Annotated in this window: 12 protein-coding genes; 5 read left to right on the top strand and 7 right to left on the bottom strand. The window is 36.0% G+C overall.

Annotation, left to right across the window (positions count from 1 at the left end; all coding sequences use genetic code 11):
• Nucleotides 1-474 precede the first annotated feature (474 nt).
• Nucleotides 475-1,059 (top strand): ribonuclease HII, encoded by a 585-nt coding sequence (locus ACTJIV_RS15230; RefSeq protein WP_111955237.1) that lies wholly within the window; start codon nt 475-477, stop codon nt 1,057-1,059.
• 61 nt (nt 1,060-1,120) lie between these two features.
• Here the strand turns inward: ACTJIV_RS15230 and yidC are convergent, their stop codons facing one another.
• The 4 genes from yidC to ACTJIV_RS15210 form a co-directional block, all read right to left on the bottom strand.
• Nucleotides 1,121-2,917, bottom strand: coding sequence for a membrane protein insertase YidC (yidC, locus tag ACTJIV_RS15225; RefSeq protein WP_440628453.1), 1,797 nt, complete (start codon nt 2,915-2,917; stop codon nt 1,121-1,123).
• Nucleotides 2,918-3,096: 179 nt separating this feature from the next.
• On the bottom strand, nt 3,097-4,704 hold the full coding sequence (locus ACTJIV_RS15220) for a CTP synthase (protein ID WP_111955241.1): 1,608 nt from the start codon (nt 4,702-4,704) through the stop codon (nt 3,097-3,099).
• Between the two features lie 326 nt (nt 4,705-5,030).
• Nucleotides 5,031-5,597, bottom strand: a complete 567-nt coding sequence (locus ACTJIV_RS15215) for a YceI family protein (protein ID WP_111955245.1) — start codon at nt 5,595-5,597, stop codon at nt 5,031-5,033.
• Nucleotides 5,598-5,658: 61 nt separating this feature from the next.
• On the bottom strand, nt 5,659-6,069 hold the full coding sequence (locus ACTJIV_RS15210) for a hypothetical protein (RefSeq protein ID WP_440628450.1): 411 nt from the start codon (nt 6,067-6,069) through the stop codon (nt 5,659-5,661).
• Between the two features lie 55 nt (nt 6,070-6,124).
• Here ACTJIV_RS15210 and radA point away from each other — a divergent pair, with 55 nt between their 5' ends.
• Both radA and ACTJIV_RS15200 read left to right on the top strand, forming a co-directional pair.
• A complete protein-coding gene (gene radA, locus ACTJIV_RS15205; RefSeq protein WP_111955249.1) occupies nt 6,125-7,474 on the top strand; it encodes a DNA repair protein RadA in 1,350 nt (449 codons plus the stop codon).
• Between the two features lie 78 nt (nt 7,475-7,552).
• Entirely contained in the window at nt 7,553-8,149 is a 597-nt protein-coding gene (locus ACTJIV_RS15200) for an ACP phosphodiesterase (RefSeq protein ID WP_440628448.1), read from the top strand.
• Nucleotides 8,150-8,687: 538 nt separating this feature from the next.
• On the opposite strand, the gene ACTJIV_RS15195 is transcribed toward ACTJIV_RS15200, so the two are convergent.
• Nucleotides 8,688-9,188, bottom strand: coding sequence for a DUF6702 family protein (locus ACTJIV_RS15195; RefSeq protein WP_223560267.1), 501 nt, complete (start codon nt 9,186-9,188; stop codon nt 8,688-8,690).
• Nucleotides 9,189-9,257: 69 nt separating this feature from the next.
• Here ACTJIV_RS15195 and ACTJIV_RS15190 point away from each other — a divergent pair, with 69 nt between their 5' ends.
• Together ACTJIV_RS15190 and ACTJIV_RS15185 are read left to right on the top strand one after the other, a co-directional pair.
• Nucleotides 9,258-9,836 carry a HupE/UreJ family protein gene (locus ACTJIV_RS15190; RefSeq protein ID WP_440628647.1) on the top strand — a complete coding sequence of 193 codons (579 nt, stop codon included), beginning with the start codon at nt 9,258-9,260 and terminating at the stop codon, nt 9,834-9,836.
• Between the two features lie 67 nt (nt 9,837-9,903).
• Nucleotides 9,904-12,291 carry a M1 family metallopeptidase gene (locus tag ACTJIV_RS15185; RefSeq protein WP_440628446.1) on the top strand — a complete coding sequence of 796 codons (2,388 nt, stop codon included), beginning with the start codon at nt 9,904-9,906 and terminating at the stop codon, nt 12,289-12,291.
• A gap of 274 nt (nt 12,292-12,565) precedes the next feature.
• On the opposite strand, the gene ACTJIV_RS15180 is transcribed toward ACTJIV_RS15185, so the two are convergent.
• Together ACTJIV_RS15180 and ACTJIV_RS15175 are read right to left on the bottom strand one after the other, a co-directional pair.
• Nucleotides 12,566-13,264, bottom strand: a complete 699-nt coding sequence (locus tag ACTJIV_RS15180; RefSeq protein WP_440628444.1) for a LytR/AlgR family response regulator transcription factor — start codon at nt 13,262-13,264, stop codon at nt 12,566-12,568.
• Nucleotides 13,264-14,370: a sensor histidine kinase gene (locus tag ACTJIV_RS15175; RefSeq protein ID WP_440628442.1), complete on the bottom strand. Its 1,107-nt coding sequence runs from the start codon at nt 14,368-14,370 to the stop codon at nt 13,264-13,266. The genes ACTJIV_RS15180 and ACTJIV_RS15175 overlap by 1 nt, the downstream gene beginning before the upstream one ends.
• Between the last annotated feature and the right edge of the window lie 112 nt (nt 14,371-14,482).

The raw sequence follows: 14,482 nt of genomic DNA, 5'->3' as shown, positions 1-14,482 counted from the left end.
TGTAAAACTTTCTTAAAAACACAAAATAAAATCTTAAAAAAATATCAATTATTCATTTATTTTTAAAAAAAATATGATAAAAATTACTAAATTAAGTTAAAAACAAAATAATTAACAATAACAAACTATTTAAACAATATCTTTTTTCAGAAAAAGGCAAATCATTTTAATTGATAATTTCTATAGGAAACATTAACAAAATATCATGATAACAACCTGATTATCAAATGAATTAATCACATTATAATGATAAATAATTACTTACTTCATTTATAATACAATGTATTGCATATAAATATTTTATCTATTTAAACAGGGACTAAAGCGCTACTTTTAAATAAAACACAATCACAAGCGATAAAAGTTGTTATGAGATTTTAACCAATATATTATAAATAGGTTCTAAATATTCATTGATTAAGACTACAATATATTTTACTAATTTTACACCACTTTATGATATGGTAAAAACTTATGGGCTTATTACAAAAATGGACGGATCTCTACATCGAGGCTGGATGTGATGAAGTGGGAAGAGGATGCTTAAGCGGTCCGGTAGTTGCGGCAGCCGTTATTCTGGATGATAGCTTTAAGCCAAATTTAGTTAATGATTCAAAGAAGCTGACATTCAAGACGAGGATGGAACTGGATAGTTATATAAAAGATAATGTAAAAAATTACGCCATTGCAGAACTGCCTCCTTCTTTTATTGATGAACACAATATTCTTAATGCGAGCATTCATGCTATGCATCGTGCATTAGATCAATTAACAATAATTCCGGAGCTGATTTTAGTAGACGGAAATAAATTCCATCCTTATAATTACATTCCTCATCAGTGCATCATACAAGGAGATGCAAAGGTTTTATCTATTGCAGCAGCTTCTATTCTTGCCAAAAACTACAGGGATCGATTGATGATTGAACTTCATGAAGAATTTCCACAATATAACTGGAACACCAATTTTGGATATGCCACCAAAGCTCATCAGCAGGCTTTAATAAAATATGGTCCGACAAAACACCACCGAAGATCATTCAGATTAGAATATGATTAAATAGAACATAACAAAAAAGAGAAGCAAAATTTGCTTCTCTTTTTTATAATATACTGTTATTTTATTTCTTTTTTTTCTGCTGCTCCTGAATTTTTTGTTGATCCTGAGCTTTCTCCATCATTTCTCTCATTTTCTTCTGGAATTTACCTTCAGATTTTGGTTTTTCTTTATTTGCCTGTATCTGCGCATGAATTTTCTTTTCATCCAGTATCCAGTATTTAATAACAAGAATAATCAGAATATTGATCGCATTGGATACAAAATAATACCATGAAAGACCTGATGCTGATGTATTCAAGAAGAAAAGGAATGTAATAGGGAAAATATACATCAACACTTTCATATTCGGCATGCCCTCCTGTTGAGGCTGTTGCATATTTCCTGAAGTCATTACTGTGTAGATTAAAATCACAATGGTACACGCTAATGCAAAAATACTTAAATGATCTCCTAAGAAAGGAATCTTAAATGGAAGTTTAATCAAATCATCATAAGCCGTTAAATCTTTTGCAAACCAGAACCCTTTTCCTCTAAGATCTATAAAGTTCGGGAAGAAACGGAATAAGGCGTAGAAGATCGGAATCTGTACCAGAGCCGGAAGACACCCTGCCATCTGGTTCACTCCTGCCTTTCGGTAGATTTCCATGGTAGCCTGCTGCTTTTTCATTGGATCTGCATCTTTCAGCTTGGCATTTACTTCGTCAATTTCAGGACGAATCACTTTCATCATCGCACTTAACTTATGCTGCTTATACATAATTGGTGATAAGATCAGCTTTACAATAATTGTCATTAAGAAGATCACCCAACCTGCTGTAAGTCCCCAACTGGCAATAAAATTATACATTGGCATAAAGAACCCACGGTTCATCCAACCGATTAAAGACCATCCTAATGGTAATATTTCATCAAAGTTTTTATCATATGATTTTAACAGAGGTAAATCAAGCGGCATAAAATACCAGGTAAAATCCTGGTTAAGCTCGCTTCCTGTCATCTGTACGAATCCTTCAAAATTAAGTTTCTTCAGATATTCGCCTTCTTCAATAGCTTCCTGATTTCCTTTACTTTGTGTGAAACCGCTTTTGGATTCAATTACAGAGGAAAAGAACTGCTGTTTTACACCAATCCAGTTAAGAGTTTCTTTTTCTTCCTCCATTGTTGTTCTTCCGTCATAATCATAATCTTTATAATTATTGAAGGCATATGAGAATTCTGAGTGAGACTGTTCCTGAGCTCTACCTTTCTCCAGGTTTCTTACACTGTAGTCCCAGATAAAATCTGCTTTGTTATCAGCAGTAATAGCAGCAAGCCCTTTCGTTCTTACTTTAAAATCAAGTGTATATTTTGGAAGTAATGTGTAAACAAACTGAATAACAGCACTGTTGTAATTAGCCGTCATTGTTACGGTATTTCCATTAACGGCAGGTGTAAAAACCAAATCTTTAGTATTGATTACTTTTCCTGTTTTATCTTTAAACTGAAAACCGTAGTTCGAATTCTTTTTGTCGATCAGGTAAAGAGGAAGATCCGCCTTATCTGTTTTATGGTCATATGCTTTATATTCCGAAAGCTGCACTTTAGAAACCTGTCCTCCTAAGCTTGAGAATTCCACGTTCAGTTCTTTGTTGTTCAAACTGGCCGTCTGGATGGCACCAGGAGTTACATTTGGATTGATATTGCTTGCCTGAGTCTGTTTTACAGCATTTTTTACCTGCTCAACTTTCTGTTCCTGAGCTTTTAACTGCTCTTCTTTCGACTGTTTGTTCTGGAAATAGAACATGAATCCGAAAAGAACCAAACATAAAACCGCAAAACTGATCATTTGACTTTTATCGATTCCTTTGTTTTCTTGCATTTTATTTTTATATTAAAATTTTAAATTTAATCAAGCATCACAATATGCTGCTTTTTGAGCTGACAAAAATACTGTTTTTTTATCAAAACTCTATGCATTACCATGTTACTATATAATAAACTCAAGCTGAGAATAATCAGCCTGAGTTTATTTTAAGACGTTTATAGTAAATAATTACCTTATTTCTTTTCGCAAGCCTTGACAAAGGCTCTGAATAGAGGGTGCGGCGTTGCTACTGTACTTTTGTATTCAGGGTGGTACTGCACTCCTACATAGAACGGATGGTCAGGAAGTTCAAGAGCCTCTACCAGACCTGTTTCCGGGTTGGTACCTGTTGCCAGGAATCCGTTCTTTTCAAATTCCTGAAGATAATCACTGTTAAATTCATAACGGTGACGGTGTCTTTCTGTAATATTTTTAGTTCCGTAGATATCGTATAGTTTGGAACCGTTTTTCAATGAACATTTCCAAGCTCCAAGGCGCATTGTGCCTCCTTTGTCTACGATATTTTTCTGTTCTTCCATGATAGAAATTACAGGATCCGGTGTAGAGGTGTCAAATTCCATTGAATTCGACTTGGTATGACCAAGAACATTTCTTGCAAATTCAATTGTCATGATCTGCATTCCTAGGCAAATTCCCAGCATCGGAACTTTATTTTCTCTTGCATATTGAGCTGTAAGCACTTTTCCTTCAATTCCTCTATCGCCAAAACCTGGAGCAATAAGGATTCCGTCTACCCCATTTAAAGTCTCTTTAATATTTTCAGCAGTGATATCTCCACTGTATACCCATCTTACTTTCACTTCAGTTTCAAGACTTGCCCCTGCATGTTTGAAAGCTTCAGCAATAGAAATATAAGAATCCTGCAGAGAAATATATTTTCCTACCAAGGCAATTTCTACAGTTCTTTTAGGGTTTTTGAATTTTTTAAGGAAAGTTTTCCAATCTTTCAGATCAGCTTCTTTATCATTTTTCAGATCCAGTTCTTTTAAAACGACATCGTCAAAATTTTGTTTCTGAAGATACATTGGAACTTCATAGATCGTTTCAAGATCTTTACATTCAATAACATTATCCAGAGACACATTACAGAATTGAGCTAATTTCGCTCTCTGATCTTTTGGAATATTATGTTCTGTTCTGCAAACCAATACATCTGCCATAATTCCGCTTTCCATCAATTGACGAACGGAATGCTGTGAAGGTTTTGTTTTCAATTCACCGCTTGAAGCCAGATAAGGCAACAGGGTAAGGTGGATCACCATAGAATTCTTCTCACCAAGCTCCCATTTTAGCTGACGTACAGTTTCAATGTATGGAAGAGATTCAATATCTCCTACCGTTCCTCCGATCTCAGTAATGATGATATCGTAGTTCTGCTTGGAAAGCATTTTAATTCTTCTTTTGATCTCGTTGGTGATATGAGGAATTACCTGAACCGTTTTTCCCAAGAAATCTCCTTTTCTTTCTTTTTCAATAACTGTTTGGTAGATTTTCCCAGTAGTAACGTTGTTGTTTTGGGAGGTAGGAGCATCCAAATAACGCTCGTAATGACCTAAATCCAGATCCGTTTCTGCACCATCTTCGGTTACATAGCATTCTCCGTGTTCATATGGATTCAGTGTTCCGGGGTCGATGTTGATATAAGGATCCAGTTTTTGGATCGTTACGCTAAAACCGCGTGATTTTAACAAAAGTCCCAGAGAAGCAGACACGATTCCTTTTCCCAAAGATGAAGTTACACCTCCTGTCACAAAGATGTACTTTGTATTCTTTTTACTCATTAGATTAGGTTTGTGCAAAGTTATGGGAAAAAGAGATACAAAGCAATTTTTTAAATTTTGAAAACCGAAAAACCTCCTGTATCATTTATAAATTCTGATTAAAAATTTCATCCATATTTTCATAAACGCAATGACAAAATGCGATAACCATCATGATTTCGGCATACAAATTAAAACCGAAATTCCAACAGCTGCCACCCGTATTACCTTTTGCATAAGAATGTCTTTTTAATCTGATAGGATGTTGACCAACGGGAAAAATTAATGACCATAAAAAAGGCTTCTCAATCACTTGAAAAACCTTTTGAATTTAATTATTTACAAAATTATTGTTTTATCAACTCAAAATATAGACTTACTTCCACATCTTTAGCTACTCCTGCACCGGTAGGATCGTATTTAATTCCATAGTCTAAGCGGTTAACTGTGAATTTTGTCTGAAAACCCATTACCTCTTTTCCCTGTTGGTTTTTAGTGACTCCTCCGAATGTTACCGGAACACTTATTTCCTTTACAGTCTCTTTAATTTTCAGGGTTCCTTTCAGGATGTATGAATTTTTATCCTTGGTAATAGAGGTACTGTGAAAGCTTATTGCCGGGTATTTTTCCACATCAAAAAAATCAGCGCTTTTAAGATGTCTGTCTCTCATTTCTACTCCTGTGTTAATAGAGCTCACCTCTACTCCAAAATCGAAAACGGCATTATCTAAATTAGTGCCTTCAGTCGTTACTCTTCCTTTAAAAGAATCGAAACGTCCCTGTACAAAGCTAATCCCCATATGCTTGATATTAAAGTTTACCGAAGAATGCATAGGATCTACTGCCCATTCAGTTTGTGCGAAACCCAGAACGCTTAACAGTGTGAAAACGAAAGATAAAAATACTTTTTTCATAATAACTTAATTTTAGTTGAGTAAAGATAACACATATTGATTATCCTGTTCTTGATGTAGGTTAGTTTTTAATTTTAGATGAAATTATTTTAGAATATAACAAGTTGAAGACAAATATGATCAGAAATACAACGAGTGAATTAACATAAAGGAATAAAGCAAGAAGTCCGGCATCTGTTTTATTTGAAAAATAAGCAAAGGGGTCCGTTCCAGAAATAATTAATGTTATTAAATAAATGATTTCAAATAAAACCACAATTTTTAAAACTGAACTATAATTCTTTCTGAAGATTAATATCGTAATAAAACTGACAATTGTTACAATAATACATTCCACTAAAACCCCAATTGGCACCAGGGCAATTCCGTCTGATTTTTCTTTTAAAAAACGTAATGTCCATTCGCTGAATTGGGCATTAAGAAGACTCATCACAATAAATATGACCAAACTTCTCATTAAAATATTTTTCATGTTTGGAAATTAATTAAAATTCTGAAAGGACATTCATTTTTTTTAACTTCGCAGTATGGCAAAACTGAAAACAGCATATTTCTGTCAAAACTGCGGAACTCAATATTCCCAATGGATGGGGCAGTGCAAAAATTGTGGCGAATGGAATACCCTTGTGGAGGAAGTCGTAGAAAAAACCTCATCCAAAACTCCGCCGTTTTCAAAATCAAAACAGCACGTCATCAACATTATTGAAGTTGAGACCAGCGAAGAACCGAGAATAAAAACACCTTCTGAAGAGTTAAACCGTGTTCTGGGCGGAGGTATTGTGCTGGGTTCTGTCACACTGATCGGAGGAGAGCCCGGAATCGGAAAATCTACACTTCTGCTTCAGCTTGCTTTAAAGATGAAGAAAAAAATCTTTTATGTTTCCGGAGAAGAAAGTGCTTCACAGATCAAGATGAGGGCAGACAGGCTGACAGATGTTCAGAATCCGAACTGTTTCCTTTTTACGGAAACTTCACTGGAAAAGATTCTCCACGAAGCCAAAAAGCTGGAACCGGATTTCATAATCATTGATTCTATCCAGACCTTACAGTCTCAGTTGATCGAAAGTTCACCCGGAACCGTTTCCCAGATCAGGGAGTGTTCGAATGAAATTATAAAATTTGCAAAAGAGAACAATACCCCCGTATTCCTGGTAGGCCATATTACAAAAGACGGCCAGATTGCCGGCCCAAAAGTGCTGGAGCATATGGTAGATGTGGTTTTAAATTTCGATGGTGACAGAAACCATCTTTTCAGACTGCTCAGGGCCAATAAAAACCGTTTTGGGTCTACTTCTGAAATTGGTATCTATGAAATGGTTTCACAGGGTTTAAAAGAAATCAGAAATCCTTCTGAGATCCTTATTACCAAGAAATTTGAAGAGCTTTCCGGCAATTCCGTGGCAGTCACTCTGGAAGGAAACCGGCCTATGCTTCTGGAGATCCAGGCATTAGTGAGTACTGCTGTTTACGGGACCCCACAGAGAAGCTCTACCGGATTTGACGCAAAAAGGCTGAATATGCTTCTGGCTGTTCTGGAAAAACGTGCAGGATTCCAGCTTGGGGCTAAGGATGTCTTTTTAAATATTACCGGAGGCATAAAAACAGATGATCCGGCATTAGATCTTGCCGTGGTAGCCTCCATCCTGTCGTCCAACGAAGATATTGCCATTTCCGAGCATTACTGTTTTGCAGGCGAGATCGGATTAAGTGGTGAGATCCGGCCAATAGCACAGGTGGAACAGAGAATTACAGAAGCTGAAAAATTAGGTTACGAAAAAATATTTGTATCGAATCTTAATAAAATACCGAAAAGAAAATTTGGAATTAAAATTGAGGAAGTGAGCAAAATTGAAGATTTCCACGAGAGAATCTTTTAAAATATTGTAGGTTCATTAACTGATATAGCAAAGCGGATTAATTATTCACCATTCATATTTAATCTCTATCTTTAATCTATGAATTATCTTGCTCATTCCTTTCTCACCTTTTCTGACGGACAGATTGTAGGACAGTTTCTTGAAGATTTTATCCGGAACAAAGACCGCTATTCCTTTCCAAAGGACATTCAGGATGGAATTACGATACACAGGGCTGTAGATACATTTACAGATTCCCATCCCGCTATTCATGAAGCTAAAAAGGTTTTCTCTCCTTTGGTCAGATTGTATGCAGGTGCTTTTGTAGATGTTGCCATGGATTATTTTGTAGCCACTGATCTTTCCCTGAATTCTTTAGCTGAATGGAAGGCACATTCCTTACGGGTATATAGAGTTCTTAATGAACATGAAGAATGGCTTCCCGAAAACTTCAAACTCATGTTGGCTAAAATGGAAAAAGATGACTGGCTGTATAATTACCGTGAAGATTGGGGCATTAAGTTCAGCATGCGTAATGTTCTCAATAAAGCAAAATACCTGAATCCTGACATTCCCGTTTTCGAAGCATTCCTGGAAAATAAACCTTTTCTTCAGGAATGTTATAACAATTTTTTTCCTGATCTTCTTGATCACGTTAAAGGAATCAATGCAATGATTCAAATGGATCATAAATAAAAAACACTTACAGGGAACGTAAGTGCTTTTTTTAACAATTTGTGTTGTTAGAATCTGCTGCCTTAATGTGATAATGGGAAATTTTCACATTGCATTAATCGTAGTATAAAAACTGTTATTTAGCACCTTCATTTTTTGACTTTCGCTTTTATTAATCCCTAACTGATCAACAAAGACTTCTTAGGGTACAAATTAGAGCATCTGTTTCATTATTAAGGTTTCCACTTATTTCTAATCAGCTTATGGCTTTTTATTTCATTTACAAATGATGATTTCAGTGAAAATTTCTTTTTAAGAAATGATTAATTAAAAAAACAACTACACACAAATATAATTTTTTTAAAGCAAAAAACAAAATATAATAGGCATTAATTAATAAATAATACCTAATTTTAAATAATTAATAACTAAATATTAAATTTATTGAAAAATAGTCATTACAAATAATTTAAACATAGAGACCAATCAAGACTATTAATCAATAATTAGTGATTTAATACTTGTTTAAATTTATAATAGACAAAGGAAAAGTTGCCAATTAAAACTGCCTGTATAAATATCGGTTGGGATAGGTAAGCTTTTCACTTTTTCTCTCACCATTCACAATCATGTGAACAATATTGATCTGATCATCAAAAAGATTGTACAGAAAACTGACCGCCGCCTCCACTTTTTTAGGCGTATTAAGGGTTTCCGACTCAAGAAAAACATTCACAGATTCACTATCTTCTTCATATCCTACGTAATTTATTCTTAAAAACTTTCCGTCAGCTTTTAATTTGAAATATTCTGCACAATATTTTTCCAGAGCTTCATTGAGCCTGGCTTTGTATTTTTCGTCATTAAAATGGAAAGAGTTTCCATATTTTTTGCCTAATGCATTTTCCAGATCATCAAGAAAAAAACGGCCTGTGATCTCAAAAGATTTGGATTTGGAATTATAATTAATTTCAACAGAACCTACATGATAAGGATGCTTCACCTTTGAAAAAGAGAATAAAAAAAATACCGGTAATAAAAACAGCCATAAATTCTTCATATGCCCTGACCTTTAAAATTTGTTCGAAATTAATCATTATTTTCGTACGCATTATATTTTTACGTTATGATGCAGGATTTTCTCTTCTATTTAAACCTTGGCTGGGAGCATATTATTTCTCTGGATGCGTTGGACCATCAATTATTTGTCCTCGCTCTGATTGCCGTATATTCTTACAGTGACTGGAAAAAAATACTGATCCTTGTGACTGCTTTTACAATAGGACATTCTATCACATTGGCATTGAGTATTCTCGATATTTTCAGAGTTCCCTCTGCCTGGGTAGAATTCTTAATTCCGCTCACGATTGTCCTTACCTCTCTGGATAATATTCTGATGAAAAACAAAAAGCAGACCCTGATGCGGACCAATTATTATCTGGCAACCATCTTTGGGCTTATCCATGGAATGGGGTTTGCGAATACGGCAAGAGTGATGATCGCCAAAAGCCAGAGTATCGCCATACCGTTATTAGGCTTTAATATCGGGCTGGAATTGGGTCAGATCGTTATTGTTTTAGGGATTCTTATCCTTTTATTTATTTTGCTGAGCATTTTTAAGGTTAACAAAAAAGACTGGGTCCTGTTCGTATCTTCCGGAGTATTCGCATTGGCTTTAAAAATGACTTTAGAAAGAATTCCTTTTTAACTTTGAAACATTTTTAATTTTTCAACGACTTATTATTATCTTTGATAACTATTAAATCAATCCGGTAATGAAATTAAAAGCAGCCCTACTTTCATTTTCTGTATTCGCATATACAGGCTTCACCGCACAAAACATTCAGAATAATCCTGGAAGTAACCACGGAAACAGATTCGAGCAGCTCGGGACTATTCTTCCCACTCCTAATATTTACAGAACGGCTTCCGGGGCTCCCGGCCAGGGATACTGGCAGAACAGGGCAGACTATGATATTACAGCCTACCTTGATGAAGATAAAAGAAATCTGAAAGGTTCAGAAACTATTACTTATTATAACAATTCCCCGGATGATCTGGATTATATCTGGCTTCAGCTGGATGAAAACGAACAGTCCACTGTAAAAAATGCCGGTTTTGCTTTCCCTTCTACCCTTCCGGCTTCTTCTAACGATCAGCAGCTGAAAGTCACCGATCTGCCTGAAAAGGACAACGGCTATGGCGTGAACCTTGAGAAGGTGACGGATGCCTCAGGAAATCCCCTGAAATATACGGTGAATAAGACGATGATGCGCATTGATTTGCCAAAAGTATTGAAAAAAGGAGAAAAGCTGGTCTTCAAAATAGACTGGAATTATAATATCCCGAACAGAATCAAAATGGGCGGCCGCGGTGGCTATGAAAACTTTGCCGAAGACGGAAATGATCTGTACACCATGACACAATGGTATCCGAGAATGTGCGTATACAGTGATTTTCACGGATGGCAGAACCACCAATTCACAGGGCGTGGTGAATTTGCATTGGTATTCGGAAATTTTAAAGTTTCAATGAATGTACCTGCAGACCATATTGTGGGCGGAACCGGAGAATGTAAAAATTATGAGCAGGTTTTAACTTCGGATCAGATGGCAAGATACCGAAAGGCTGAAAATGCTGCTGAACCTATAGAAATCGTAACATTGGACGAGGCGAAAAAAGCTGAAAAAAATCATTCTAAACAGAGAAAAACATGGAGCTTTGAAGCCAGTGATGTAAGAGATTTCGCATGGACCTCATCCAGAAAATTTGTCTGGGACGGAATGCGCGTTACCATTCCAGAAAACAACAACAAAGTAATGGCGATGAGTTTCTATCCAAAAGAAGCTTATGGACTTTACAGAAAATATTCAACAAAAGCAGTTGCCCATACCATCAAAACCTATTCAGAATTCACGATTCCTTATCCATATCCTGTAGCGCAGTCTGTAGAGGCAGCCAACGGAATGGAATATCCTATGATCTGCTTCAATTTTGGCAGAACGGAAAAAGACGGGACCTATTCCGAAGGGACCAAAAATGGAATGATCGGAGTTGTGATTCACGAAGTTGGTCACAATTTTTTCCCCATGATCATCAATTCTGATGAAAGACAGTGGAGCTGGATGGATGAGGGATTGAACACCTTCACGGAATACCTTACTGAAGAAAAATGGGACAATAAATTCCCATCCAAAAGAGGCCCGGCCTGGACAATTACCGATTATATGAAGCTTCCTAAAGATCAACTGGAACCGATTATGAGTAATTCTGAAAATATTATTCAGTTTGGCCCGAATGCATACTCAAAACCGGCTACCGGATTAAATATTCTTCGTGAGACAATCATGGGAAGAGAATTATTCGATAAAGCTTTTAAAACCTATGCAAAAAGATGGGCATTCAAACACCCTGAACCTGCAGACTTCTTCCGTACCATGGAAGATGCCAGCGGTGAGGATCTCGACTGGTTCTGGAGAGGATGGTTCTACGGAACGGATCCTGTAGATATCGCTATTGATAAAGTAACTGTAGCAGTTCCGGACCTTAATACTCCTCCAAAGGAAGCTAAAGAAACAAAATATAAGGTGGAAAAACCTCTTCAGAATACTTTTGAAGATATTTCTAAAATCAGAAATAAAGAGGATAAAAACATTACGTTCTACGTAGATAAAGATAAAGAGCTGCAGGATTTCTATTACCGATATGACAGAGGTCAGGAAAAATTAGATACTGAAAAAGAATACACCGTAAAAACAGAAGCAGGTATTCCTCTGGATGCTAAGGATAAAGAGAAGTTCAAAAATCTTACCGGCTACCAGATCGACTTTGTCAATAAAGGTGGACTCGTAATGCCAATTATCCTTGAATTCACTTTTGAAGACGGAACAAAACTGTATGATAAATCATCTGCACAGATCTGGAGACAGAATGAACAGAAGGTTTCCAAGACTTATTATTTTGACAAAAAAATCAAGTCGATACAGCTTGACCCGATGAGAGAAACAGCGGATATTGACACTTCCAATAATGTATGGAGCAGTAACGGTACAGATACTCAGGTTTCAAAATTCCAGCTGTTTAAACAGAAACAGGGAGAAGGCCCGGTAAGAGGTGGTGCCAGCGGAAAGGTAAATCCTATGCAGGCCGGGAAAAAATCATAACATAAAACATAAAAGGTTGTCCATATTTGAGGCAACCTTTTTTATTAAATTTAGCGGGTTAATCATTTTGGCTAAAGCCATTTTTCCGCAAAATTGTTAAGCGGGCTAAAGCCCGCTCCTATTGAATTATATAATTCCGAAAAAGAAAAAGTTCTGCTCAACCAGCTTAATCTGTGAGCTTTTTTAAACGCAAAGTTTCATCTATATTCCGACAATTCAAGTTTGCAAAGGGTGAATCATTTTTTTAAATTGATTGATGAAGCTGTTGTTAAAATTAGTTCAGGTAAGCTTTCAAAGAATTTTTATAGGTCCTTCCAAGCGGAAGCTTCTCTCCGTCCTTTAGATACACATGAGCGGTATCATACGAACTGATATGGGAAGACAGGACAATATATGACTTGTGAATTCTGATGAATCCCAGGTTTTGAAATTTCTCTTCAAAATTCGACATCCGCTCAAGGATCATATACTTTTTAAGATGGGTCATCAGGATGATATATTCTCCAAATCCCTGTACCCACCGTACATCATCCAAAAGGACTTTATGCATCACGTAATTGGATTTGAACATGATAAAGTCTTCCTTCTTCTGCTGTTCCGCAGAGTTTTTAAACTGAAGGAAATCCTTTGCCTTGTTAATCGCTTTCCGGAATGTTTCAAAGTCCACAGGCTTTACAAGATAATGTACAACATCCAGTTCAAAAGCTTTAACGGCATACTGCGTTTCCAGAGTGAGAAATATGCATAATGGTTTATAAGGTAACTGATGTAAAAGCTCAATTCCGTTGATGTAGGGCATATTGATATCCAGAATCACCAGGTCTACCCTGTTCTGCTTAAGATATTCCAATGCTTCTTCCGGATCCTGAAAAAACTTCAGCAGATCTACATCTTCCATTTGTCCGCAATACTTTTGAATAAGCTGAAGCGCCGGATATTCATCATCTACACTTACGATCGTCAGATTAGCCATTACAATTTTATTTTTAAAATAGTCTGATAGTTGTTGCTTTCCGCAGGTTCGGAGATAAAAGTAAATCTTCCTGCATAGTTTTTTTCAAGAATATTGATAACGGCTTCGTTTCCCAAACCGCTGTCATTCATATTCCCGACAAGATTCTTCTTCCTGGATATAGAATTTATGATCTCAAATAAAAGTTCCTGATTCCTTATTTTATAGCTTACATGAATATGGCTATCTTCTTCTATTCCCACCGCTGAATGTTTCAGGGCATTCTCAAATAGAGTAAGGCATACGGAAGGCGGAACATCAATCAATTCAATGGTTTCTTCATCTTCAATCGTAAAAGCAATATTCAATACATTATTATATTTTAGCTGATACAAGCCTGCAAGAGAACGGATCGATGAAAGTTCCTGAGCCATGGAAATTTTCTCTTTACTGGTGTCATAAATTATATACTGAAGCAGTTTACTGAGCTGTAATATAGATTCTGAGGTATTTTCTGAGGGCTGGAAACTTTTGGAATAAATATTATTGAGGGTGTTCAGCAAAAAGTGGGGATTCATTTTAGATTTTAAAAGATCAAGATACAGCTGGTCTTTTTCTTCACCAAGATCTTTAAAATCCTGTTCAATGAGGAATTTATCTTTTGTAATCCCCAGGAATGAGGCAACAAGTATGACAATTCCCTGCGCCGTATAGACATTATATAAAAATTTGGTATTGGACAGGCTTTCATTAAAATTCATATTAAAAACCGCCGGTTCCAGCAGAATTCTGAAAAGGCTGGAGACAAGAAAAGTGATCAGCGCAAAGAGAATGAACTCAGGATATTTATTGGAAAGATAAAATTCCGGGACCAGATAAAAATAGACAAGACTGTAAATTCCGACATTAAAAATAATCACAGATAAAACACTCCAGATAAGTTCCGGAACATCCAAAAAGTAGTTTTCGGTAAAAAAAGTGATGATAACGAAGATCAAAAGGAAAAAAATATGCTGAAACTTCAGTAAAAACCCCCAATGATATTCCATCAGTCTTTTCAAAACTTTTGCATTAAACAAAATCCTGAAAACCAACAATATAAATACAATATTGATAATTAAAAACATCTAAAAACCCCAATTTTCAATCTTTCAAATATACCATCTTTTTCTGCCCATCCTGCAGTTCACTGATAAAAACTGTCATTGATTGAAAAATAAATCCGCGGCTGGTTCTTAT

The organism is Chryseobacterium sp. 22532 (genome assembly GCF_052044665.1).
GTDB classification, from domain to species: domain Bacteria; phylum Bacteroidota; class Bacteroidia; order Flavobacteriales; family Weeksellaceae; genus Chryseobacterium; species Chryseobacterium lathyri.
The sequence above is the reverse complement of the archived record's forward strand: the minus strand, read 5'-3'. Positions and strand labels throughout refer to the sequence as shown.

Excerpts from the sequence above, each read along its gene's own strand:
- ACTJIV_RS15230 (WP_111955237.1), top strand. The coding sequence starts at position 475 with ATGGGCTTATTACAAAAATGGACGGATCTCTACATCGAGGCTGGATGT.
- yidC (WP_440628453.1), bottom strand. The coding sequence starts at position 2,917 with ATGCAAGAAAACAAAGGAATCGATAAAAGTCAAATGATCAGTTTTGCG.
- ACTJIV_RS15220 (WP_111955241.1), bottom strand. The coding sequence starts at position 4,704 with ATGAGTAAAAAGAATACAAAGTACATCTTTGTGACAGGAGGTGTAACT.
- ACTJIV_RS15215 (WP_111955245.1), bottom strand. The coding sequence starts at position 5,597 with ATGAAAAAAGTATTTTTATCTTTCGTTTTCACACTGTTAAGCGTTCTG.
- ACTJIV_RS15210 (WP_440628450.1), bottom strand. The coding sequence starts at position 6,069 with ATGAAAAATATTTTAATGAGAAGTTTGGTCATATTTATTGTGATGAGT.
- radA (WP_111955249.1), top strand. The coding sequence starts at position 6,125 with ATGGCAAAACTGAAAACAGCATATTTCTGTCAAAACTGCGGAACTCAA.
- ACTJIV_RS15200 (WP_440628448.1), top strand. The coding sequence starts at position 7,553 with ATGAATTATCTTGCTCATTCCTTTCTCACCTTTTCTGACGGACAGATT.
- ACTJIV_RS15195 (WP_223560267.1), bottom strand. The coding sequence starts at position 9,188 with ATGAAGAATTTATGGCTGTTTTTATTACCGGTATTTTTTTTATTCTCT.
- ACTJIV_RS15190 (WP_440628647.1), top strand. The coding sequence starts at position 9,258 with ATGCAGGATTTTCTCTTCTATTTAAACCTTGGCTGGGAGCATATTATT.
- ACTJIV_RS15185 (WP_440628446.1), top strand. The coding sequence starts at position 9,904 with ATGAAATTAAAAGCAGCCCTACTTTCATTTTCTGTATTCGCATATACA.
- ACTJIV_RS15180 (WP_440628444.1), bottom strand. The coding sequence starts at position 13,264 with ATGGCTAATCTGACGATCGTAAGTGTAGATGATGAATATCCGGCGCTT.
- ACTJIV_RS15175 (WP_440628442.1), bottom strand. The coding sequence starts at position 14,370 with ATGTTTTTAATTATCAATATTGTATTTATATTGTTGGTTTTCAGGATT.